Annotated in this window: 26 protein-coding genes and 3 pseudogenes; 15 read left to right on the forward strand and 14 right to left on the reverse strand. The window is 68.5% G+C overall.

From position 1 onward, the window contains the following. The first annotated feature begins 9 nt into the window (after nucleotides 1-9). Nucleotides 10-330, forward strand: coding sequence for a DUF6665 family protein (locus Q8Q77_RS19345; RefSeq protein WP_305585566.1), 321 nt, complete (start codon nucleotides 10-12; stop codon nucleotides 328-330). Here the strand turns inward: Q8Q77_RS19345 and Q8Q77_RS19350 are convergent. Together Q8Q77_RS19350 and Q8Q77_RS19355 are read right to left on the reverse strand one after the other, a co-directional pair. Beyond that, nucleotides 327-803: a MarR family winged helix-turn-helix transcriptional regulator gene (locus Q8Q77_RS19350; RefSeq protein WP_305585568.1), complete on the reverse strand. Its 477-nt coding sequence runs from the start codon at nucleotides 801-803 to the stop codon at nucleotides 327-329. The two genes, Q8Q77_RS19345 and Q8Q77_RS19350, sit on opposite strands and share 4 nt — an antisense overlap. Further along, nucleotides 800-1,219 (reverse strand): organic hydroperoxide resistance protein, encoded by a 420-nt coding sequence (locus Q8Q77_RS19355; RefSeq protein ID WP_305585570.1) that lies wholly within the window; start codon nucleotides 1,217-1,219, stop codon nucleotides 800-802. Before Q8Q77_RS19355 ends, Q8Q77_RS19350 begins: the two co-directional genes overlap by 4 nt. A gap of 150 nt (nucleotides 1,220-1,369) precedes the next feature. Between Q8Q77_RS19355 and Q8Q77_RS19360 the strand changes: the two genes are divergently transcribed. Together Q8Q77_RS19360 and Q8Q77_RS19365 are read left to right on the forward strand one after the other, a co-directional pair. Continuing rightward, a complete protein-coding gene (locus Q8Q77_RS19360; protein WP_305585572.1) occupies nucleotides 1,370-2,647 on the forward strand; it encodes a NupC/NupG family nucleoside CNT transporter in 1,278 nt (425 codons plus the stop codon). Nucleotide 2,648: 1 nt separating this feature from the next. Further along, nucleotides 2,649-3,161 carry a hypothetical protein gene (locus Q8Q77_RS19365; RefSeq protein ID WP_305585574.1) on the forward strand — a complete coding sequence of 171 codons (513 nt, stop codon included), beginning with the start codon at nucleotides 2,649-2,651 and terminating at the stop codon, nucleotides 3,159-3,161. On the opposite strand, the gene Q8Q77_RS19370 is transcribed toward Q8Q77_RS19365, so the two are convergent. The 4 genes from Q8Q77_RS19370 to Q8Q77_RS19385 all read right to left on the reverse strand — a co-directional run bounded on the left by Q8Q77_RS19370 (nucleotide 3,158) and on the right by Q8Q77_RS19385 (nucleotide 5,319). Next, a complete protein-coding gene (locus Q8Q77_RS19370; protein WP_305585577.1) occupies nucleotides 3,158-4,156 on the reverse strand; it encodes an LLM class flavin-dependent oxidoreductase in 999 nt (332 codons plus the stop codon). The genes Q8Q77_RS19365 and Q8Q77_RS19370 overlap by 4 nt on opposite strands. Beyond that, nucleotides 4,153-4,401 (reverse strand): hypothetical protein, encoded by a 249-nt coding sequence (locus Q8Q77_RS19375; protein WP_305585579.1) that lies wholly within the window; start codon nucleotides 4,399-4,401, stop codon nucleotides 4,153-4,155. Before Q8Q77_RS19375 ends, Q8Q77_RS19370 begins: the two co-directional genes overlap by 4 nt. Before the next feature lie 117 nt (nucleotides 4,402-4,518). Further along, nucleotides 4,519-4,857, reverse strand: coding sequence for a GNAT family N-acetyltransferase (locus Q8Q77_RS19380; protein ID WP_305585580.1), 339 nt, complete (start codon nucleotides 4,855-4,857; stop codon nucleotides 4,519-4,521). A gap of 3 nt (nucleotides 4,858-4,860) precedes the next feature. Continuing rightward, nucleotides 4,861-5,319 (reverse strand): PaaI family thioesterase, encoded by a 459-nt coding sequence (locus tag Q8Q77_RS19385; RefSeq protein ID WP_305585583.1) that lies wholly within the window; start codon nucleotides 5,317-5,319, stop codon nucleotides 4,861-4,863. Nucleotides 5,320-5,421: 102 nt separating this feature from the next. On the opposite strand from Q8Q77_RS19385, the gene pcaF reads away from it, so the two are divergent. The 4 genes from pcaF to Q8Q77_RS19405 are packed head-to-tail and all read left to right on the forward strand — an operon-like array spanning nucleotide 5,422 to nucleotide 8,814. Next, complete coding sequence (gene pcaF, locus Q8Q77_RS19390; protein ID WP_305585586.1) at nucleotides 5,422-6,630, forward strand: 3-oxoadipyl-CoA thiolase; 1,209 nt, start codon at nucleotides 5,422-5,424, stop codon at nucleotides 6,628-6,630. Nucleotides 6,631-6,632: 2 nt separating this feature from the next. Beyond that, nucleotides 6,633-7,382, forward strand: coding sequence for a hypothetical protein (locus Q8Q77_RS19395; protein WP_305585588.1), 750 nt, complete (start codon nucleotides 6,633-6,635; stop codon nucleotides 7,380-7,382). Between the two features lie 11 nt (nucleotides 7,383-7,393). Beyond that, nucleotides 7,394-8,542 (forward strand): acyl-CoA dehydrogenase family protein, encoded by a 1,149-nt coding sequence (locus tag Q8Q77_RS19400; RefSeq protein ID WP_305585590.1) that lies wholly within the window; start codon nucleotides 7,394-7,396, stop codon nucleotides 8,540-8,542. A gap of 2 nt (nucleotides 8,543-8,544) precedes the next feature. Then, complete coding sequence (locus Q8Q77_RS19405) at nucleotides 8,545-8,814, forward strand: DUF3253 domain-containing protein (RefSeq protein WP_305585591.1); 270 nt, start codon at nucleotides 8,545-8,547, stop codon at nucleotides 8,812-8,814. A gap of 13 nt (nucleotides 8,815-8,827) precedes the next feature. Here Q8Q77_RS19405 and Q8Q77_RS19410 read toward each other — a convergent pair whose 3' ends face one another. Further along, nucleotides 8,828-9,589 carry a hypothetical protein gene (locus tag Q8Q77_RS19410; RefSeq protein WP_305585593.1) on the reverse strand — a complete coding sequence of 254 codons (762 nt, stop codon included), beginning with the start codon at nucleotides 9,587-9,589 and terminating at the stop codon, nucleotides 8,828-8,830. Nucleotides 9,590-9,767: 178 nt separating this feature from the next. Between Q8Q77_RS19410 and Q8Q77_RS20790 the strand changes: the two are divergent. The 7 genes and pseudogenes from Q8Q77_RS20790 to Q8Q77_RS19435 form a co-directional block, all read left to right on the forward strand. Further along, nucleotides 9,768-9,851: pseudogene (locus Q8Q77_RS20790) on the forward strand (hypothetical protein); the annotation flags it as partial. 14 nt (nucleotides 9,852-9,865) lie between these two features. Then, nucleotides 9,866-9,964, forward strand: a pseudogene (locus Q8Q77_RS20795) (hypothetical protein); the annotation flags it as partial. A gap of 89 nt (nucleotides 9,965-10,053) precedes the next feature. Further along, nucleotides 10,054-10,131: pseudogene (locus Q8Q77_RS20800) on the forward strand (hypothetical protein); the annotation flags it as partial. After that, nucleotides 10,128-10,766 (forward strand): glutathione S-transferase family protein, encoded by a 639-nt coding sequence (locus tag Q8Q77_RS19420; protein ID WP_305585597.1) that lies wholly within the window; start codon nucleotides 10,128-10,130, stop codon nucleotides 10,764-10,766. The pseudogene Q8Q77_RS20800 and the gene Q8Q77_RS19420, both read left to right, overlap by 4 nt. A gap of 48 nt (nucleotides 10,767-10,814) precedes the next feature. After that, nucleotides 10,815-11,399: a uracil-DNA glycosylase family protein gene (locus Q8Q77_RS19425; protein WP_305585599.1), complete on the forward strand. Its 585-nt coding sequence runs from the start codon at nucleotides 10,815-10,817 to the stop codon at nucleotides 11,397-11,399. Next, nucleotides 11,396-12,433, forward strand: a complete 1,038-nt coding sequence (locus tag Q8Q77_RS19430; RefSeq protein ID WP_305585600.1) for an alpha/beta hydrolase — start codon at nucleotides 11,396-11,398, stop codon at nucleotides 12,431-12,433. Before Q8Q77_RS19425 ends, Q8Q77_RS19430 begins: the two co-directional genes overlap by 4 nt. 62 nt (nucleotides 12,434-12,495) lie before the next feature. After that, nucleotides 12,496-13,572, forward strand: coding sequence for a Glu/Leu/Phe/Val dehydrogenase dimerization domain-containing protein (locus Q8Q77_RS19435; RefSeq protein ID WP_305585601.1), 1,077 nt, complete (start codon nucleotides 12,496-12,498; stop codon nucleotides 13,570-13,572). Here the strand turns inward: Q8Q77_RS19435 and Q8Q77_RS19440 are convergent. The 6 genes from Q8Q77_RS19440 to Q8Q77_RS19465 all read right to left on the reverse strand — a co-directional run bounded on the left by Q8Q77_RS19440 (nucleotide 13,569) and on the right by Q8Q77_RS19465 (nucleotide 18,510). Further along, nucleotides 13,569-14,036 (reverse strand): carboxymuconolactone decarboxylase family protein, encoded by a 468-nt coding sequence (locus Q8Q77_RS19440; protein ID WP_305585603.1) that lies wholly within the window; start codon nucleotides 14,034-14,036, stop codon nucleotides 13,569-13,571. The two genes, Q8Q77_RS19435 and Q8Q77_RS19440, sit on opposite strands and share 4 nt — an antisense overlap. A gap of 35 nt (nucleotides 14,037-14,071) precedes the next feature. Next, the gene (locus tag Q8Q77_RS19445) at nucleotides 14,072-15,943 is read right to left on the reverse strand and encodes a sensor histidine kinase (RefSeq protein ID WP_305585606.1); all 1,872 of its coding nucleotides are present in this window, start codon (nucleotides 15,941-15,943) and stop codon (nucleotides 14,072-14,074) included. Between the two features lie 89 nt (nucleotides 15,944-16,032). Continuing rightward, complete coding sequence (locus tag Q8Q77_RS19450) at nucleotides 16,033-17,370, reverse strand: MFS transporter (protein ID WP_305585608.1); 1,338 nt, start codon at nucleotides 17,368-17,370, stop codon at nucleotides 16,033-16,035. Between the two features lie 138 nt (nucleotides 17,371-17,508). Further along, nucleotides 17,509-17,778 (reverse strand): hypothetical protein, encoded by a 270-nt coding sequence (locus Q8Q77_RS19455; RefSeq protein ID WP_305585610.1) that lies wholly within the window; start codon nucleotides 17,776-17,778, stop codon nucleotides 17,509-17,511. A gap of 18 nt (nucleotides 17,779-17,796) precedes the next feature. After that, nucleotides 17,797-18,240 carry a hypothetical protein gene (locus Q8Q77_RS19460; protein WP_305585612.1) on the reverse strand — a complete coding sequence of 148 codons (444 nt, stop codon included), beginning with the start codon at nucleotides 18,238-18,240 and terminating at the stop codon, nucleotides 17,797-17,799. An 84-nt stretch (nucleotides 18,241-18,324) separates the two neighbouring features. Further along, nucleotides 18,325-18,510 (reverse strand): hypothetical protein, encoded by a 186-nt coding sequence (locus tag Q8Q77_RS19465; RefSeq protein ID WP_305585614.1) that lies wholly within the window; start codon nucleotides 18,508-18,510, stop codon nucleotides 18,325-18,327. A 162-nt stretch (nucleotides 18,511-18,672) separates the two neighbouring features. Here Q8Q77_RS19465 and Q8Q77_RS19470 point away from each other — a divergent pair, with 162 nt between their 5' ends. After that, complete coding sequence (locus tag Q8Q77_RS19470) at nucleotides 18,673-19,119, forward strand: SRPBCC domain-containing protein (protein WP_305585616.1); 447 nt, start codon at nucleotides 18,673-18,675, stop codon at nucleotides 19,117-19,119. Here the strand turns inward: Q8Q77_RS19470 and Q8Q77_RS19475 are convergent. Further along, nucleotides 19,116-20,282, reverse strand: a complete 1,167-nt coding sequence (locus tag Q8Q77_RS19475; protein ID WP_305585618.1) for an MFS transporter — start codon at nucleotides 20,280-20,282, stop codon at nucleotides 19,116-19,118. The two genes, Q8Q77_RS19470 and Q8Q77_RS19475, sit on opposite strands and share 4 nt — an antisense overlap. Nucleotides 20,283-20,284 lie beyond the last annotated feature (2 nt).

Here is a 20,284-nt window from a genome sequence, read left to right on the forward strand (position 1 = left end):
TGGGACGGCATGTCGAACCTCCGACTTCCCCAGGCGCGCCCGTTTTCGTTCGAGACCGCGTCGAGCGCCATCGACGCCGAGATCATGGCGGAGAAGGGCGCGTCCCTCGGCCGCGCGGGCCAGCGGGTCGAGAAGACCCTGGCGGCCCTTAAGGCCTTCGACTCCGGGGAAAGCGCCGGCGGTGATCGGGCGGCGCTGGTGAAGGCGGCGGCCACGGCGGTCTGGTACTATTTCATCCAGCGCGAGGCGTGCGGCATCCGCGACCAGAAGCCGGCCATCGCCAACTACGGCATTCCGCGCGAAGTGCTGATGAAGCTCGGCGCGAGCTAGCGCATCTTCCGCGCCAGGTCCTGCAGCGTCGCGCGCAGGCCGACAATCTCGTCCAGCGGCAGGTGGAGCTGGCAGGCCAGGGCGGCCGGGACCTCGGCGGCGCGTTCGCGAAGCGCCAGTCCGGCGCCCGTCAGTTCGACCTGCACCCGGCGCTCATCTTCGGAGTCGCGGCGACGGGTGACGAAACCCGCAGTCTCCAGCCGCTTGAGCAGCGGGGTGAGCGTCCCGGAATCGAGATCCAGCGCCTGGCCAATCTCCTTCACCGCGCGCGGCGCGCGTTCCCACAGCGCCATCATCACCAGGTACTGGGGGTAGGTCAGGCCCAGCGGCTCCAGCAGGGGCCGATAGGCGCGCGTGACCAGCCCGCTCGCAGCGTAGAGGGCGAAGCAGAGCTGGTTGTCGAGGCGCAGGGCTTCGCCGGCCGCGCGCGCGGCCGGCTTGGTCTTCGTGGTCTGGGTCGTGGTCCTGGTCATTCCGCTCGAACGGTTATCGCAACATCGACATTGCCGCGAACGGCGTTGGAATAGGGACAGACCTGGTGGGCGGCGTCCACCAGGGCCTCGGCGGCGGCCTGATCCAACCCTTGGGTCTCGGCGTCAAGCGCCACGGCCAGCTTGAAGCCGCCCTCGGCGCGGGGGTGGAGTTCGACATGGGCGGTGACCGCCGCGCCCTTCAACGGGATCTTCTGCTGGCCGGCGATGAAGCGCACGGCGTTCTCGAAACAGGCCGCGTAGCCGGCCGCGAAGAGTTGTTCCGGATTGGTCGCGCCGCCGCGGCCGCCCATCTCCTTGGGCAGGGCGAGGTCGACGCTGAGCAGGCCGTCCGGGGTTTCGACATGACCGGCGCGGCCGCCGACGGCGCGGGCTTGTGTGGCGTAAAGGGCTGACATTTGATAGTCTCCAATTGAATTGTACACAATCAAATAGACCGATTTCGGCGAGCGTCAAGGGCGCGGCGGCGCGTGCGCTTGCTTAGGCGTGGGCCTCCGTAGTCAATAGGAGCGTGTTAGGCCTGTGAGTCCGCGGGCCGGGGGCCATCCATGTTCCGTCATGAAAACGCTCAGAGCCTCGCCGGGCTGGCCTTCATCCTGGTCGCCTGCTGGGCCCTCTCCGAGAACCGAAAGGCGTTTCCCTGGCGGCTTGCGGCGGGCGCCATCTTCGTCCAGATCGTGCTGATCCTGCTGCTGTTCGGCCTGCCGGGTTCGCAGGCGGTGATCCAGACGATCAACAACGGGGTCGACGGCCTGGCCGCGGCCACGGCCCAGGGCACACGGTTCGTGTTCGGCTACATGGGCGGCGGCGACCAGCCCTATCAGGTGACCAACACCGGGGCTCTGTTCACCTTCGCCTTCCAGGTCCTGCCGCTGATCCTGGTGATCTCGGCCCTGTCGGCCCTGCTGTGGCACTGGCATGTGCTGAAGTGGGTGATCCGGGTGTTCGGCATCCTGTTCCAGCGCACCATGGGCCTGGGCGGGGCCTCGGCGCTCGCGGTGGCGGCCAACATCTTCCTGGGCATGATCGAGAGCCCGATCGTCATCCGCGCATATCTGGACCGGCTGACCCGCTCGGAGTTGTTCCTGATGATGGTCGTGGGTCTGGCCACCGTCGCGGGCTCCACCATGGTCGCCTATGCGACCATCCTGAAGGCTAGCCTGCCCAACGCCGCGGCCCACGTGCTGGTCGCCTCGATCATCTCGGCCCCGGCCGGCGTGTTGCTGGCGCGGATTATCGTGCCGGAGAAGCAGGGCCTGGGCGGCGCCTACGCCGACTACACCTCGCTGCTGAAATACGACTCCTCCATCGACGCCATCAGCAAGGGCACCATGGACGGGCTGTCGGTGGTGCTGAACATCTCCGCCATCCTGATCGTCTTCGTGGCCCTGGTGGCGATCGGTAACGGCGTGCTCTCGATCTTCCCGCCGGTCTATGGCGAACCGGTCACCATCGAGCGCGTGCTGGGCGTGATCTTCACTCCGCTGGCCTGGGCCATGGGAATCCACGCGGACGAGGCGTTGAAAGCCGGCTACCTGCTGGGCGTGAAGCTGATGCTGACCGAGTTCATCGCCTTCATCCAGCTGGGCGCCATCCCGGCCGGCGAGATGACCGAGCGGACCCGCATGATCATGACCTACGCGCTCTGCGGCTTCGCCAATGTCGGCTCGGTGGGGATCACCGTCTCCGGGATCGGCGTGCTGATGCCCGAGCGGCGCAACGAGATCATCGGCATGGTGTGGAAGGCGCTGGTCGCCGGCTTCCTGGCCACCTGCATGACCGCGGCCCTGGTCGGGGCCATGCCGCACGAACTGTTCGGCCACTAGGATGATCAAGATCCTCGCCCTCGTCGCGACCCTGGCCCTGGCCCTGCCGGCCGCGGCGCAGGAGCTGACCGTCGTCGGCCTGGACGGCAAGGCCAAGGTCCTGAGGGCCGCCGACCTCGCGGGCTTCCCCCGCGCCGAGGTGGCCGTGCCGCAGGACACGGGGTCGAAAACCTATGAGGGACCGATCCTGGCCTATGTGCTGCGCGCCGGCGGGCTGCCGGTGGGACCGCGCCTGCATGGCGATCCCCTGCGGGCCTTCGTGATCGTCACCGGGGCCGACGGCTTCCAGGCCGTGTTCTCCCTGGCCGAGCTCGACAAGGATTTCCACGACGCGACGGTGGTGCTGGGCGACAAGGTCGACGGCAAGCCGCTGGGGGCCAAGGAAGCTCCATGGCGCCTGGCGGTCTCGGGCGACAAGAAGCGGTGGCGGGCGGTCTATGGCGTCACGCGCATCGAGGCGCGGCTCGCCGACGCGCCGGCGGCGCCCGCGCCCGTCATGGACCACGCCCACTAGGACGGCTTGATCAGCTCCAGCGAGCGGATGCGGGTCTCCAGGGTCGGACCGGCAGCCATGACGAACAGCTCGTCGGCGTCGGTGCTCTTGGCCTTCTCCGCCAGCCTGGCGCGGACGGTCTCGGCGTCGCCGACGATACCCCGCGCCATCACGCCCTCGAGCCGCGGATCGTCCGCATGCTCGGCGAGGAAGGCCTGGGCCTCGGGGATCGAGCGGAAGCGCCGGCGCTGGTTGAACAGGGTGGCGAGGTTCGAGGCGCGCATGGGGGCGGCCAGGCGCTGGGCTTCCTCGTCGCTCTCCGCCGCCAGCGCGATGGTGGCGATCCCGGCCCAGGCCTTGTCACGGAACACCGAGGGCTCGAAGGCCCTGCGATAGGCCTCCACCGAAGGGGCCCCGTCGACGCGGGCGATGAACTCGGCGAACACCATGCCCACCCCCGCGCGGCCAGCGAAGTCCGCGCTGTCGGGCGAGGAGGTCAGCATGAACAGGTCAGGGTGGCTGGGCCCTGACGGGTTGGCATGGATGTCGTGGGCGGGGTGGGCCTCGGTGATCGGCTCACGACCAGAGGCGTCCAGCAACCAGGCGTTCAGCAGGGCGAAATACTGCGGGAACGCCTCGGAGCCCGCCGAGCGCAGGGCGCCGCCGGTGCGGCCGTCCGTGCCTAGGGCCCGGCCCACGCCGAGGTCGATGCGGCCGGGCGCCAGGGCTTCCAGCTCCATGAACACCTCGGCCACCTTCAGCGGCGAGTAGTTGACCAGCATCACCCCACCCGAACCCAGGCGGATGGTGTTCGTGGCCTGGGTCAGGGCCGCGATCAGGATCTCAGGGGCCGGGGAGGAGAGGGTGCCGATATTGTGGTGCTCGGCCAGCCAGAAGCGGTGGTAGCCCAGCCGCTCGGCGGCCTGGGCGACCTTGATGGTGTCGCGGACCGCCTGGGCCTGGGTGTCCTCGCCGCTGACCGGCGAGAGGTCCAGGACGGAGAGCGTGAAGCTCACGCCTCTTCCTTCAACGCCCGGCGGACCATGCGCATGCCGTAGGCCGCCAGCAGGCCGGCGAACAGGCCGAAGACCAGTTCGCTGGCCAGGGTTCCGACCTGCTCGGGCCGCATGCCCTTGCGCGCCGAGAGAAAGAGAAACAGCAGCAGGTCCGTGGCCAGGAACAGGAACACGGGTCCGGCCAGCAGCACGAGCGCGGCCCCGGGGGCGGCCTTCTTCAGCTTCGCGGGGTCCAGCGGCTTCATGGGGTGAGGGCCTTTCGTTGCGCCCGCCGCTCGCGGGTGAGGATCATGGTTTCGGCGTTGTCTTCTTCCGGCTGGGCCATCACGAAGCCTTCGCGCGCATAGACCTTGATGGCTCGCTCATTGGCCGGCCGGCCGGACGTGGAGGTCGATGGCGTGCGCCGGATTGCGCTCGAAGAGCCAGTCGATCACCGCCAGCAGCAACCTGGTCCCGGTCCCACCGCTGGGCTGGGTCACCGCGATCCGCCGCAGGCGCACCACCCGATCTTGGTAGCGCTGGAAGATCACGAACCCCGTCAGGCCCTCGCCAGTCCGCCAGCCGAGATACCGGGCCGCCGGCGACGCCATTTCCGTGGCGTGCTCCTCCGCCGTCCACTGGCCGATGAAGGCGTCGTAGCCGGGCAGGCGTTCGATGCGCATGCACTCGGGGATGTCGGCTGAGGTGAGCTCGACCAGCACGGATCAGGTCCTGATGGTGGTCTTCTTGAGCACCGCCGAGAAACTCATCACCGTCTCGCCGCGGGCGGTCATCAGGCCGCGCACGAAGACCATGCTGCGGCCGGCCTTCACCACCTCGCCCGTGCACTCCACCAGCGAGCCCTCGGCCACCGCGCCGACGAACTCGCTGTTGAAGGTGGCCGTGACGCTGCGGCTCTCGGCCAGGGCCTCGCGGGCTATCACGAACAGGCAGTAGTCGGCGAACGTCATCAGCGCCCCGCCGTGCATGAAGCCGCCGCCGTTCATATGCCGCCGCTCGGCGCGCACGGCGCAGAGCGGACGGCCGGTCTCGTCCTTGCGGTAGTAAAATGGGCCCGCGAGATCCTCGAACGGGTCGTTCCCATAGGCGTACCAGCCGGCCCATTCGCCGGCCTCGATGAGCTCGTGCCGCCAGGCCGTGGTCTGCTGTTCTCCGCCGTCCATAGAATTCCTCGCCGATCGCCGCGCGAAGGGTTTGCCCGCCGCGCGTTCAAACACTAGTTTGCCGCCAAATCTCACAAGCGACCTAGGCGGCGGGAACCTCACATGCAAGGCCGGACTGTTTATCTCTGCGGCGGACTTCGCAGCCCCATCGGCCGCTATGCGGGTGCGCTTTCCAAGGTGCGGGCCGACGACCTGGCCGCCCATCCGCTGAAGGCCCTGATGGCCGCCTATCCGAACCTGGACTGGGAGCTGGTCGACGAGGTCATCTACGGCAACGTCAACCAAGCGGGCGAAGACAACCGCAATGTGGCCCGCATGGCCCTGCTGCTGGCCGGCCTGCCGCAGACCACGCCGGGTCTGACCGTCAACCGCCTCTGCGCCTCGGGACTGGACGCGGTGATCGCCGGCGCCCGGACCATCGCAGCGGGCGAGGCCGACCTGATCATCGCAGGTGGCGTCGAGAGCATGAGCCGCGCGCCCTTCGTCATGGCCAAGCCCGACACCGCCTTTTCGCGCACCCCGGAGATGTACGACACCACCATCGGCTGGCGGTTTATCAACCCGGCGCTCAAGAAGCAGTACGGCGTCGACGCCATGCCGGAGACGGCCGAGAACGTGGCGACCGACTACCAGATCAACCGCGCCGACCAGGACGCCTTCGCCCAGCGCAGCCAGGCCCGCGTGGGCGCGGCGCGGGAGCGCGGCTTCTTCGACGGCGAGATCGCGCCCCTGACCATCAAGGACCGCAAGGGCGACGTGGTGGTGAGCCTGGACGAGCATCCGCGCCCCGACACCACCCTGGAGGCCCTGAGCGCCCTGCGCCCCATCGTCCGCGAGGACGGCACGGTGACGGCGGGCAACGCCTCGGGGGTCAATGACGGCGCTGCGGCCCTGCTGCTGGCCTCGGCCGAGATGGTCCAGAAGCTCGGCCTGGAGCCCCTTGCCCGCATCGAGGGCGGCGCCTCGGGCGGCGTGGCGCCCCGCGTCATGGGGGTGGGCCCGGTGCCGGCGGTGGCCAAGCTGGTCGCGCGCCTCGGGATCACGGCGCGCGACTTCGACGTCATCGAGCTGAACGAGGCCTTCGCCGCCCAGGCGCTAGCCTGCACCCGATCGTGGGGGTTGGACGACGCCGCCGAGCATGTGAATCCGAACGGCGGCGCCATCGCCATCGGCCACCCGCTGGGGGCCTCGGGCGCGCGCCTGGCGCTGACCGCGGCGCGGGCGCTGAAGGAACGGGGTGGAGAGCGTGCGCTCGCCACCATGTGCGTCGGCGTCGGTCAGGGTTCGGCTCTGGCGCTCGCCAAGGCGTGATCGTGCGCGCCGGACTGCTGCTGAGTCTGCTGCTCGCCACGGCCGCCCAGGCGCAGGAGGCGACCCCTCCGCTGACGCTCGACGACTTCCTCAAGCCCGAGCAAACAGCAGAAGCGCCGCCACCGGAGGCTCCTGCTGTCCAGGTCGCGCCCGCGGAGGCGGCGTCGGTCGAAACGGCGCCCGTAGAGGCGGCTCCAGAGCAGGTCGCGCCGGCGGAATCGGCTCCAGTTGAGCCTGGCCCCGTAAAGCCAGCTCCCGCGGATGCCGCCGCCCCAACCCCCGCGAAGCCCAAGACCTTGGTCGAGGCGCTGGCAGCTGTGGGCTTCGATCCCAAGACCAAGGTCGACGGCGGAAACGTGCAGGTCATGCAGGGTCAGCGGGCCCTGTTCCGGTTGGACGCCAGGGCTGCGCCCGTGCTCGGCGGCGTCGATACGGGCAAGCTGGGCGCGGCCCAGCCGGAGGGCGAGGCAGAGACCTATAAGGGCTCCGGCGCCGGCCGCATCGGGGTGGCGCTCGACAGTTCGCCCGTGAAGAAGCAGTCCTACATGAAGATCTGGAACGGCTTGGCCCGTCCCGTGACCTTCGAGCTGGAGCTGGCGGCGGTCCGCGGCGGCCAGCTCATGCGCCGCAAGGCCTCAGGCTGCGCTGTCCCGGCCGGTGGGGTCCACAGCCAGTCCTGGCCAGATCCCATCATCGCCGTCACGGTGTCCAAGGTCGCTCCGGCGGCCCGCGATGCGACCCCCTGCAGCTAACGGAAAACCCAATGGCCCTCGACCTCGAAACCCGCGAGCAGCTCATCGACACGGTGCGCCGGTTCGTCACCGAGCGGCTGCGTCCGCTGGAGGCCAAGGTCTCGGAGGACGACGCCATCCCTGACGAGGTGCTGGCCGAGATGCGCGAACTGGGCCTCTACGGCCTGTCGATCCCCGAGGAATTCGGCGGCCTGGACCTCTCCATGGAGGACGAGTGCCTGGTGGTCGTCGAACTCGGCCGCACCAGCCCGGCCTTTCGGTCGGCCTTCGGCACCAATGTTGGCATCGGGAGCCAGGGCTTGGTGATGTTCGGCACCGACGCCCAGAAGGCCAAGTACCTGCCGGGCATCGCCTCGGGCGAGATCATCACCTCCTTCGCGCTGACCGAGCCGGAGGCCGGATCAGACAGCGCCAACGTCCAGACCCGCGCCGTGCGCGACGGGGATCACTATGTCCTGAACGGCGTGAAGCGCTTCATCACCAACGCCAACAAGGCCGACCTGTTCACGGTGATGACCCGCACCGACCCCTCCAAGCCCGGCGCGGGCGGGGTCACGGCCCTGCTGGTGGAGCGCGATCTGCCGGGTCTGTCGGTGGGCAAGCCCGAGAAGAAGATGGGCCAGCAGGGCGCCCATATCTGCGACGTGAACTTCGACAATGTCCGCGTCCCCGTCGAGAACCGGCTGGGTCGCGAGGGCGAGGGGTTCAAGGTGGCGATGCAGGTGCTCGACAAGGGCCGTCTGCACATCTCGGCGCTCTGCGTCGGCGTGGCCGAGCGGCTGATCGCCGACAGCGTCGCCTACGCCACCGAGCGCAAGCAGTTCGGCCAGGCGATCTCCAACTTCCAGCTCATCCAGGGGATGATCGCCGATAGCAAGACCGAGAGCCTGGCGGCCAAGGCGCTCACCATGGAGACCGCGCGCAAGCGTGACGCCGGCCAGAGCGTCACCATGGAGGCCGCCGCGGCCAAGTACTTCGCCTCCGAGATGGTCGGCAAGGTCGCCGACCGGGCGGTGCAGATCTTCGGCGGGGCCGGCTACGTCGCCGACCACGGGATCGAGCGGTTCTATCGCGACGTGCGCATCTTCCGCATCTATGAGGGCACCAGTCAGGTGCAGCAGGTGGTCATCGCCCGCGAGACCCTGAAGCGGGGCGGTTGATCATGAGCGTCGATATGGAGGCCGTAATCCTCGAGATCCTCGGCAAGCTGCCGGCCGGCAAGTCGGCCTCCTCCGAGGAGGTGGCCCGCGCCGCCGACAACGAGAACTGGCGCAAGCTGACCGGCCACGTGCGAAACACCGCCCGGGGCCTCGCGCGCCAGGGTAGGATCGTCATCACCCGGCACGGCAAGCCAGCCGATCCCGAGACCTTCAAGGGCGTCTACCGGCTGCGCCTCCCGCTGCCCGGCGAGACGCCGCAGGCGGGAGAGTAACGGTAGGCTCCAATCACTCCGGCCTCGCTACTTCATCCGCTACAGCGACATGCGCCTTGGCCATTGCGTGTTGGACGATGGCCGCGATAATTGGCGTGCTCTTTCTGGGCTCAAACACGTCCCAAGGCTCTACCTCCGCCGAGTATGCGGAACGCACCAAGTAGACTCTATCACCAAGCGAGAAATCCATCTCGATAATGATTGGCGAGTAGTTGTTTGTGATGTCGCGAGCTTCGAACCACCCGGCCTGCATTTCCTCGCGTTTGCACTGAGCGCGGATCGAAGCAGGCGGCGCGTTTTCCTGGTAGTCCACGCCCTGCTTCATCAGACTTGGGACGATTCCGCCGGTGCCTTCGAAGGTTGTGGCGCTGACAGCTGCCCGAGCGTTCAGGGAGATCGTATAGCGTCGAACCGTGAGCTTCTGGCCCGCGATACCTTCGCCCAGACTGACCAGCAGTGCTTCTTCCAGCCTCGCGATACGATCGGGCGCAACCCTGTTGTCGCCGAGGTTCCAGATTGCGCTGTGACAGTCGAACATCCAACCGGACAATAGCCTATTGCGTTTCGCATCGGCCGGGCGGAGATCTTCAACGACCAACTTGCCTGGCGAAGCCAATACGGGCTGCACCGTTCGCTCTAGCGCGGCAATCTGGACCTTCTTCTCCGCCGCTGCCTTCTCCCTTAATTCTCTGCTTGTCGGCTCCGCGGCGCCCGGACCCGCAGCCAGCGCAGCCAAGACGAATGTGACGACCGCCAAGTTTTTCGACACTCGCATTAGCTGTCTCCCTTCAGAAGGGTATACCTTAACGCTAAGTCAGGGCCATGGTGAAGCTCTGCCCGCGATGCCGTTGAGCGGGCGAACGCGATAGGCGAAGAGGCGCTCGTCCATTGTCTTCGTCGAAGAGCTTCTTTGGGTTACGGAGGATGCGCGCCGTTCGTGCGTTACCGAGCGCGTGCGCATCTTCCGCATCTATGAGGGCACCAGCCAGGTGCAGCAGGTGGTCATCGCCCGCGAGACCCTGAAGCGGGGCGGCTGATCATGAGCGTCGATATGGAGGCCGTAATCCTCGAGATCCTCGGCAAGCTGCCGGCCGGCAAGTCGGCCTCCTCCGAGGAGGTGGCCCGCGCCGCCGATAACGAGAACTGGCGCAAGCTGACCGGCCACGTGCGAAACACCGCCCGGGGCCTCGCGCGCCAGGGTAGGATCGTCACACCCGGCACGGCAAGCCAGCCGATCCCGAGACCTTCAAGGGCGTCTACCGGCTGCGCCTCCCGCTGCCCGGCGAAACCGCCACACCGCAAGGAGCTGACCAATGATTCTCTATGGCTCGTCCCTCTCGCCCTTTGTGCGTAAGACCCTGGCCTTCGCGGCCGAGAAGGGCATTGAACTGGAGCTCCAGCCCGCCGGCATGGGCGGCGGTCCGCCGGAGTTCAAGCTGGCCAGTCCCTTCGGCAAGATGCCCGGCTTCAAGGACGGCGACTTCCTGCTGTGCGACTCCACGGCGATCATCACCTATCTCGAGGCGCTCCAGCCCGAGCCGAACCTGATCCCGCTGGAGCCAAAGGCCCGCGCCCGGGCGATCTGGTACGAGGAGTTCGCCGACACCATCCTGATCGCCGCGGCCGGGACGATGTTCTTCAACCGCATCGTCTCGCCCAAGTTCCTGGGCAAGCCGGGCGATGAGGCCGCTGCGGTCAAGGCCGAGACCGAGACCCTGCCGCCGATCCTCGACTACCTGGAGAAGGTGCTGCCGGAGAGCGGCTGGCTGGTCGAGGACCGCATCACCCTGGCCGACATCGCCGTGGCCAGCGTCTTCGTGAACCTCAGCCACCTGCAGTGGAAGCCGAACCAGGAGCGCCATCCCCGCGCCACGGCCTATGTCCAGAAGGTCCTGGCCCGGCCGTCCTACGCCAAGTGGGTCGAGGCGGAAAAGGCGATGTTCGCGGCGTAATCGCGCACGACCCTGCAACTCATGGGGCGGAAAAGCTATATCCGCCCCATGAGCCTGCCCGCCGTCCTCGCCGAGATCGCCGCCTGCCGGGCGTGCGCGGGCGAACTTCCGCATGAGCCTCGGCCGGTGGTCATGGTGACGCCGCGGACCCGGCTGCTGATCTGCGGCCAGGCGCCGGGTCGGCGGGTGCACGAGAGCGGCATGCCCTTCACCGATCCGTCCGGGAAGCGGCTGCGAGGATGGATGGGGATCGACGCCGAAACCTTCTACGGCCGACCTGAGATCGGCGTGGCGGCCATGGCCTTCTGCTTTCCGGGAACCGATCCCAAGGGCGGCGACTACCCGCCGCCGAAGCGTTGCGCCCAGCTCTGGCGGCCGCGCCTGCTGGCGGCCCTGCCCCGGATGGAGCTGACCCTGCTGGTCGGCGGCCACGCTCAGGCTTGGGCGCTAGGTGATCGGGCCAAGGCCAATATGACCGAAACGGTGCGGGCTTGGCGCGAGTACCTCCCGCACCATCTGCCCATGCCCCACCCGTCGTGGCGCAACACCGGTTGGCTGAAGCGCAATCCGTGGTTCGAGGCCGAGGTCACGCCCTATCTTCGCCAAAGGGTGCAAGGCATCCTGGCGTCATGAGACTGATCGCCGTCCTCCTCGCGACCCTGCTGCTCGGCGCCTGCTCCTCGATGATGGTGCAGCAGGCCGGCCGGCCGCCCCTGGGGTTCCAAGGGCCGCGGCTGGACGCCGAGGCCTTCGTCAGCTTCGACGGCTCCCGCCTGGGGCTGAGCCGCTGGGAGGCGGGGGGCGAACCGAAGGCGGTGCTGATCGGCGTCCACGGCATGAACGACTATGCGCGGGCCTTCGCCATGGCCGCGCCGTACTGGGCCGCCAACGGCGTAACCACCTACGCCTATGATCAGCGCGGCTTCGGCCGTTCGCCCCATCGCGGCGTCTGGGCCGGCGACGAACTGATGATCGAGGACCTGAGGACGATCACGGCCCTGGTCCGCGGCCTGCACCCGGGCGTGCCCGTCGTGGTGGCCGGGGAAAGCATGGGCGGGGCGGTGACCATCGAGGCCTTCGCCTCGGACCGGCCGCCGGCCGCCGACCGGGTGATCCTGATGGCGCCGGCGGTCTGGGGTTGGTCGAGCCAGCCGCTGCCGTACAAGACCGCCCTGTGGTTCGCCGCCCGGGCCACCCCCGGCAAGGTCTATTCACCGCCCCGTTGGGTGACCAACCGTGTCAAGCCGACCGACAATCGCGAGGAGCTGATCTCCATGGGCCGCGATCCGCTGATGGTCTGGGGCGCGCGGTCGGACTTCCTCTACGCCTTTGTCGGCCTGATGGAGCGGGCCTGGCGTCAGGTGGGGCAGGTCAGGGTCCCGGTGCTGTACATCTACGGCGCCAATGACGAGATCATCCCGAAGAAGCCCTCCATGGAAGCCGCGCGCCGGCTGAAACCCACGGACCGATCGGCCTTCTACGCCAAGGGTTGGCACCTGATGACCCGCGACCACAACCGTTCGGTGGTCCAGGCCGACCTGCTGAGCTTCATCCTCGACCCGGCCGCGCCCCTGCCGTCGAATCCGCCGCCGATCCCCGGCCCCCGCGCGTGGCCGAACGCCATCCTGCCGCCGCAGGGTGCGGCAAAGGCTGTGGCGGGGTTGTGAACCGGCGATCAGGGGCGTAGAGGCAGCGGAAATAGCTTCCACGTACAGGCAATGATCCCGGCATGACCTTGTTCGATTCCCCGTCATTTGAGGGCCATGAAGGCGTCCATTCGTTTTTCGACGAAAAATCCGGTCTGAAGAGCATCATCGCCGTGCATTCCACAGCCCGCGGCCCCGCCGCCGGCGGTTGCCGCATGTGGCCCTATGCCAGCGCCGAGGCGGCGCTGGAGGACGCGCTGCGGCTGTCGCGCGCCATGTCCTACAAGAACGCCATGGCCGACCTGGAGCTGGGCGGCGGCAAGGCGGTGATCATCGGCGACTCCCGCACCCAGAAGACGCCGGCCCTGTTCGAGGCCTTCGGTCGTGCGGTCGACACCCTGGGCGGCAGGTACTGGACCGCCGAGGACGTCGGCGTCTCGCCGGCCGACCTGATGAGCGCGCGCAAGACCACCCGCTATGTGGCGGGCCTGGAAGGCCACCCTGCGGCCTCGGGCGACCCCTCGCCGGTCACCGCCGAGGGCGTGTTCCGCGGCGTGCGGCTGGCGGTGAGGCGGGCGCTCAAGCGCGACCTGGACGGCGTCACGGTCGCCATCCAAGGCGTGGGCCACGTCGGCGCCTATCTGGCCGAGAAGCTGCACGCGGCCGGCGCGAAGCTGATCCTCACCGACGTCAACGAACACGCCCTGGCCGAGGTGGCCGCGCGGACCAACGCCAAGGTCGTGGCGCCGGGGGCCATCTTCGACGCCCAGGCCGACGTCTTCGCCCCCTGCGCCCTGGGCGGGGCGATCAACGCCTCGACCCTGCCGCGGCTGACGGCCAAGGTCATCGCCGGCGGCGCCAACAACCAGCTGGCCGATCCGGCCATCGGGCGCGAGCTGTTCGAGCGTGGAATGCTCTACGCCCCCGACTACGTCATCAACGGCGGCGGCATCATCAACGTGGCCGCCGAGATCCGCGGCCTCGAGCGCGGCGAAGCCTTCGACCCGGCCTGGGTCGGCGCCAAGCTGGATCGGTTGATGCTCACCTTGGAAGAGGTGCTCGACCGGGCCCTGGCCGAGGGCCGGCCGACCCACGAAGTGGCCAACGAAATGGCCAAGGCCCGCATCGCCCAGGCCGAGGCCGAGCGGCTGGCGGCTTAGGCCGCGACCACGCTCGGCTTCCAGCACTTCGGATGCTGTGAGCGGAAGCCCACGGCGAGGCGGTTCCAGACATTGATCGTGCCGATCAGCATCGTCAGCTTGACGATCTCGTCCTCGCTGAAGTGCGGCTTCAGGCCGTCGTAGTCGGCGTCCGGGGCGCCGGTCTGGGCGACCAGGGTCAGGGCTTCCGTCCAGGCGAGCGCGGCGCGTTCGCGGTCGGTGTAGAGCGAGGATTCCCGCCAGGCGCTCAGCAGGTAGAGCCGCTCCTCGGTCTCGCCGGCGCCGCGGGCGTCGCGGGTGTGCATGTGGATGCAGTAGGCGCAGCCGTTGATCTGCGAGGCGCGCGTCTTCACCAGCTCGATCAGGCTGAATTCCAGGCCGCTACCGGCCACCGAGGCTTCCAGGTCGAGCAGCGGTCGGATGGTGTCGGGGGCGACGGTGTGGGGGTTCAGGCGTGCGGTCATCTCGGTGATCCAATCTGGCGCCGGGGAGGCGGATTCTAGGAGACAGGACGGTTCGGACTTTCGCGGCGTGACATCCCGTGGGCGATGTCCGGTCCGGCCTCGATGGGCCCCTCCATGGTGCAGACGACGCCGTCCGCGGCGAAGGCCAGCCGCACCTCGCCGCCGATCTCGCGAGCCAGGCCGCGCTCCAGCAGCCGGCTGCCAAACCCGCGCCGGGTCGGCGCGGCCACCAGCGGTCCGCCCGACTCCGCCCAGACCAGCTTGAGCCGGTCGCCGCGGGCGGACGGCGCGATGGTCCAGTCGATGTCGATGCGGCCGGTCTCGGACGACAGGCTGCCGTACTTGGCGGCGTTGGTCGCCAGTTCCTGCAGGGCCATGGCGATGGCCAAGGCCGTGTGGGGCGCGAGCCTGACGTCGGGTCCCGACATGCGCAGACGCTGCTCGGCGACGGCGCCATAGGGCGTCATGGCCTCGGCGACGATGTCGCGCAGGCCCGCGCTTTCCCAGTTGGCGCGGGTCAGGACGTTGTGGGCTCGCGACAGCGACAGCAGCCGGTCCTCGAACGCCAGGCCCGCCTCCTCGATACTCGATGAGACCCGCAGGGTCTGGGCCGAGATGTACTGGACCGTGGCCAGCGTGTTCTTCACCCGGTGATTCAGCTCGTTGATCAGCAGCTGCTGGTGTTCCTCGAAGTGCTTGCTCTCGGTGATGTCGCGGAAGGCGCCGATCACTCGGGCCGCGGCGCCGGCGGCGCCTCGGACAATCTCCACATGACGGGCCATCCAGCGGACCTCGCCCGTGTCGCCGCGGATGATCCGGTACTCACTCGCGCCGACAAGGTCCTCCATCGGCCGGTCAGAGACGGGCAGAGCGTAGGGCCGATCCTCGGGATGGATCATCTGCACGGCCATGGCCATGGTCAGTTCGGCGTCGGGCGCGATGCCCCACAGCCGGCGCGCCACGTCGGAGGTGTAAAGCTCGCCGGTCTTCAGGTCCCACTCATAGGCGCCGATGCCGCCCGCCTCCTGGGCGATACGCAGCCGCGACTCGCTCTCGCGCAGGGCCTCCTCGGCCTGCTTGGTGGCGGTGATGTCGCGGTAGAAGGCGGCCAGGCCGTCTTCCATCGGATAGAGTCGCAGATCCAGCCACAGCTCGTTGTAGCGATGCTGGAGGTCGACCGGCGTCCGCTCGCTCATGGCCTGGTGGTAGGCCGCCTCGATCCGCCCGCCCAGCATCTGGGGCCAGATCTCCCATGGCGCGCGGCCGACCATCTGGGCACGGGCCAGCTCCGCGAGCCTCAGGCCCTCTGGATTGACCTCGACGACCCGGAACGCGGCGTCGAGGATCATGAAACCCTCGCTCATCGCGCCCAGGATCCGCGCGGCCCGGGCGTTGTCGACCTGGGCGGCCACGTGCTGGGCGGTGACTTCGTTGCACAGGACCAGCACGCCGCCGACCCCGGGTCCGCCGGACTCATCGTGGATCGGGGTGAAGCTGTAGGTCCAGTAGATGTCCTGGACGCGGCCATCTCGCACGATGGTCAGGCGCTCGTCCTCCCGCCAGGTGGCGCCGCGCCCTGCCATCACCTGCTCGAGTTGAGGTTCGAAAACGCTCCAGTTGTCGGACCAGCAGAGCCGGGCGGGCTGGCCGAGATAGTGGGGGTGGCGTTCGGCCCCCAAGGGGACGCGGCAGGCGTCGTTGTAGAGCTGGATGAGGTCGTCGCCCCACAGGATCAGCATCGGCTGGCGGGCCGCCAGCATCATGCGAACGGTGGTCTTCAGGGCTGGGGGCCAGGCCGCCGGCGGGCCAAGGGGCGTGGCGGACCAGTCGTGGGCGCGGACACGGCCGCCCATCTCGCCGCCGCCCTCGAGAAATGCCGCTTCCCCTGCGGGGCGCCGGTCGGACATGGCCATCCTTGCGCGGACCTTGTGGTCCATCCTTAGGAGATCGGTGGGATGAGGCCAAGGCGGTCGCGCAAGAGTTGAACGCTTCCGCCCTAGAGTGACGACAGCCGCGCGGTCCTGGGCTCCTTGACCAGGAGCAACAGAACGATCAGCCCCGCCAGCAGGAAGGCGATGGAGACCGAGAACAGCGCGCCATAGCCCAGGCTCGCGGAGATCAGCCCGCCGATCAGCGGTCCCGCCGACGCCATGATCCCCTCCGCCGTGGAGGAGAGCGCGATGCGCATCGGCATCTCGTCGCGCTCGCCGAACTCCAGGATCATGGTGCCGGCGCTCATCATGTAGCCCGACTGGGACGCTCCCAGGCCCGCGAAGGCCGCGAAGATCAGAACGAAGTCGTGAGCGTTGATCAGCAATACGGTGGAGGCCACCCAAAGAACCAGCGAAACCAGCATGATCAGCCGGAACCCGGTCTTGTCGCCCAGATAGCCCCAGACCAGGTTCGAGATCGTGTCGGCCCCCAGATAGGCCAGGGACAGCAGGCCCAGGTTCTTGCCCGACAGCTCGATCGAGGTGGCGGCGTAGATGACATAGAACGGCACCGCCATGCGTCCGGCGATGGCCAGGACCTGCACGACCATGAAGTAGAGGAAGCCCCGGTCGGCCAGCAGGGTCGGGAACTCCTTCATGCGGTCGCGCAGGCGCATCTGGGCCCGCACGGTCGGCGGCTCGGGCTCGATCATCAGCAGGCGCAGGGCTGTCAGCCCCAGGCTGGTCAGGAAGAAGGCGAACAGGAAGGTGGTGGAGTAGCCGTTGCCGAACAGGTTGGCGTCGATGAAGTAGCGCCCCGCCAGATAGGCCAGGCCCGCGGCGATCACCCCGCCGGTGGCGTTGCGCCATGCCTGCAGCCGGCCCCGGCGGCTGATCGGGATCACCTTGGCCAGCAGCATGGAGAACACCACTCGCTGGGTGCCCATGAACAGGCCGAACAGGAACATGAAGCCGATGATGGCGACGACGCGGCTCTGGCCCGACAGGAACCAGCCGGCGAGCGCCATGCCGATGATCTGCAGACGCGCCAGGCCGCCCATCCAGAGGGCGGCGGGCATGACCTTGGTTCGGTGCTCGACCTGGTTGGCGCCGACGATGGGGCTGATCACCCCGCCCAGCTGCTGGAGGCCCAGGCCCAGGCCCACGATCAGGTTAGAGCCCGACAACATGTGCAGATAGGCCGGCAGGAAGGTCGGCGCGTTGATCAGCCGAAAGCCCGTCATGCCCAGCATGCCGTGCAGGTAATGGCCGACATAGTTGCGCTTCAGGTTATCCCAGACGAACTTCTCGTAGGCGGCTTCCTTGTCCGCCAGGCTGGGTTCCGTCGTCGTCACCTCAGGCGCGGACGCAGCCTCGCCCTCTTCCTCGAATCTTGCTTCCAACAGCGTCGCGCCCGCGCGTGCAGGGAATGAAAGCCGCGCCGGCTCTCCCTAATGCTTATCGACTTAAATCAATGATCCCGGTCTAGCAGAGTCCGGCGGCGGGGTAAGCCCCAAAGCCCGTCCTGATCGTCGCGGGGGTCATACCCGACGCAAGATATCGGCCTCGAAGGGCGCCACCACCTCCATGACCTTCGCCAGGGGGATGCAGCGTCCCAGGCGTTCGGCCTCGTGGGTGGCCACGTATATGCCGATCCATTGCAGCAGGGTCGCCTCACCGGCCTCGGCGCGCAGGGCCACCGCGCCGCCCGAGCAGCCGGCCCCGCCGATCCCGTCCACGTGGAAGCTGTAGGGGCTGACCCCATAGTCGGACGCCAGGGCGAAGCCGCGCGCGATGGGGGCCGACCCCAAGATGCTCGCGCCGCCGGGCTAGCCGTAGATCAGCCCCTGGGAGCCGGTGGTCAGCGCCAGGCCCTGTGACACCACCTGGTAGTCGCCGAAGCGGCCCAGCATGTTGATCGCCTGGGGATCGCCCTTCAGCCGCACCGGAACCGCGGCGACGTCCAGGGCGGCGTTCTCCGGATCGTGGTGCCAGGCGAACAGCGGCCGGGTCTGGTCATAGAGCGGCGCCTCGAGGCCCAGCGCCTCGCAGGTCAGGGTGTGCCCGTAGAGATCGCCCCAGGTCGCCTCGCTCCCACGGTTGCGGAAGTAGAAGGTGTTGGGCTTGAGCAGGCAATGATGGGCGGTGAGCACGAGATAGCGGTCGGCTTCCAGGTGGTAGAGGAAGCCCGAAAACACCTGATGAGGCTCGCCCGACTTCAGGCGCGTCATGAACCTCGGGCTGACCAGGGCGAAGGGGTCCTTGAGGTCCATCGATCGAGTCCGCGCCGGCGGACCATCCGCCCGCCGGCCGAGCTTCGGCCAGCTTGCCGCCTTCGTCGAGGTCGGCCGTGCGTCTCAGTGGCCGGGGCGCGGCTGGAAGGACCGGGGCGGCTTGATCTTGGTCGCCTCCTTGTCCGCCTTCTGGCCGTGCTGCGGCGCGGCCGCCGACCTGGGCGGGCTGAACGTCGCCATCTGGTCCTGTTGCTGGAACCTCAGGGGCATGTGGGTTTCCTCCGAAGGTTTCTTGGGCTGGCTGCTCATGCGGCGGCCTTGTTTATCGATCCGCGAGCGTCCCCTGCTGGACGGTCGTGTCAGACTCGAAACCCGCCCGCGGCGAGGCTGGTTCCCGCCCCGACACAGTGGAGGACGGAACGATGCGGCCCAGGGCTGCTTGAACTCACTTGAGAACTCAAAGGAGTCGTCATGACCGAACCGACAGCCCAGGTCTCCAAGACCATTGGCGCGCCCGCCAACGACGTCTGGGAAGCCCTGACCAAGCCTGAGATCATCAAGACCTACATGTTCGGGGCCGACGTCCAGAGCAACTGGAAGGTCGGCAGTCCGATCAGGATCGCCGGCGAATACAACGGCAAGCCCTATCAGGATAAGGGCGAAATCCGCTCGTTCGACCCCGCGCGGCGGCTTAGCTACACCCACTGGAGCCAGCAGTCGGGCGACCCGGACACGCCCGACAACTACCATGTCGTAACCTACGACCTGGAGCCGGCAGGCGAGGGCAAGACCAAGGTCACGCTCACCCAGTCGAACCTGAACGGCCAGGTGAAGGATTCCGACCTGAAGATGCGCCCGGAGTTCGAGAAGACCTGGGCCAGCATCCTGGACGGTCTGGAAAAGGCGGTGGCCAACTAGGCCGGCCGCCGGACGGTCCGCGCGAGGAGCAGCGCCAGGCCTATCGCCACCATAGCGGCGCCCGCGCCGAGGAACGCGGTGCGATAGGCGGTGGCGTTCGCCAGTGGGCCGAAGCCCAGCAGCATGACGGTCAGGGCCAGCAGGCCCGCGAAATTGCGCGTCGCCGCCAGGGTCGCGCGGGTCTCGCTGGGGATGGCGTCGTGCAGCCGGGCGTCGAAATTGATGTCGATCAGCTTGAACAGCCCGGCCAGGACGGCGACGAGGGCGACGGTCCAGGCCTGGAAGACCATGGCGGCCAGGATGAGCACGGCGCCGATCCCTGCGAACAGCACCAGGAAGGCGGACGGCGGCGCGCGGCGGAACCGATGCGCCACGGCCGCCCCGGCGCCCTGGGCCGCGCCGATGGCCGCGGCGAGAAGGGCGACCTGCGAGGTCTGCAACCCGACTTCGCGCCCGAAGACCGGCCAGAAGCCCTCCAGGCCGCCGCCGAACGCCTGGCTGAGGGCGAGCAGCAGGATGACGCCGGGGATCGTCGGATGGCGTGAGGCGTAGGCGAACCCCTGCCTCAGGTGGCCCACATAGTCGGCCTTGCCGAGGCTGAGGGTCCGGGTCGCCCGGGGCAGGGCGACGGCGGCCACGGCCGCGGCGAGCGCCGCCGCCAGGCTGGCGACCAAGGCGGCGGGATAGCCGAACCGCACCACATAGGCCGCGGAGACCGAGGCCAACAGGATGGCGGCGAAGCCGAACCCCTGGGCGCGACCGATGACCCGCGCATAGTCCTCGGCGCGTCCCGCCTCGCGCAGCTCGTCATAGACCAGGGCCTCGAAGACGCCGTTGGTGAAGGCGCTCTTGGCCCCCCATAGCATCAGGCCGATCAGGAATCCGGCGAAGCCGGGGAACAGCAGCCAGGCGGCGAAGCCCAGGCCGCGAACCACCTGCGCCCCGCACAGCAGCCAGCGCCGCGAGAGCCGGTCGGCCAGCAGGCCGGCGGGGATCTGCAGCAGGAAGGCCGTCGTGGACCAGGCGATCAGGGTGACGGAAACCTGCCAGGGGGTCAGGCCGTGGTCGACGAACATCACCGCATAGAGCGGATAGATCAGCAGGAAGCCGTCGAGGAACTTGAAGGCGCAGGCTGTGGCGAGCAGGCGCGCGAGCGGGCCCACCG

This window comes from Phenylobacterium sp., from assembly GCF_030698145.1.
GTDB lineage: Bacteria > Pseudomonadota > Alphaproteobacteria > Caulobacterales > Caulobacteraceae > Phenylobacterium.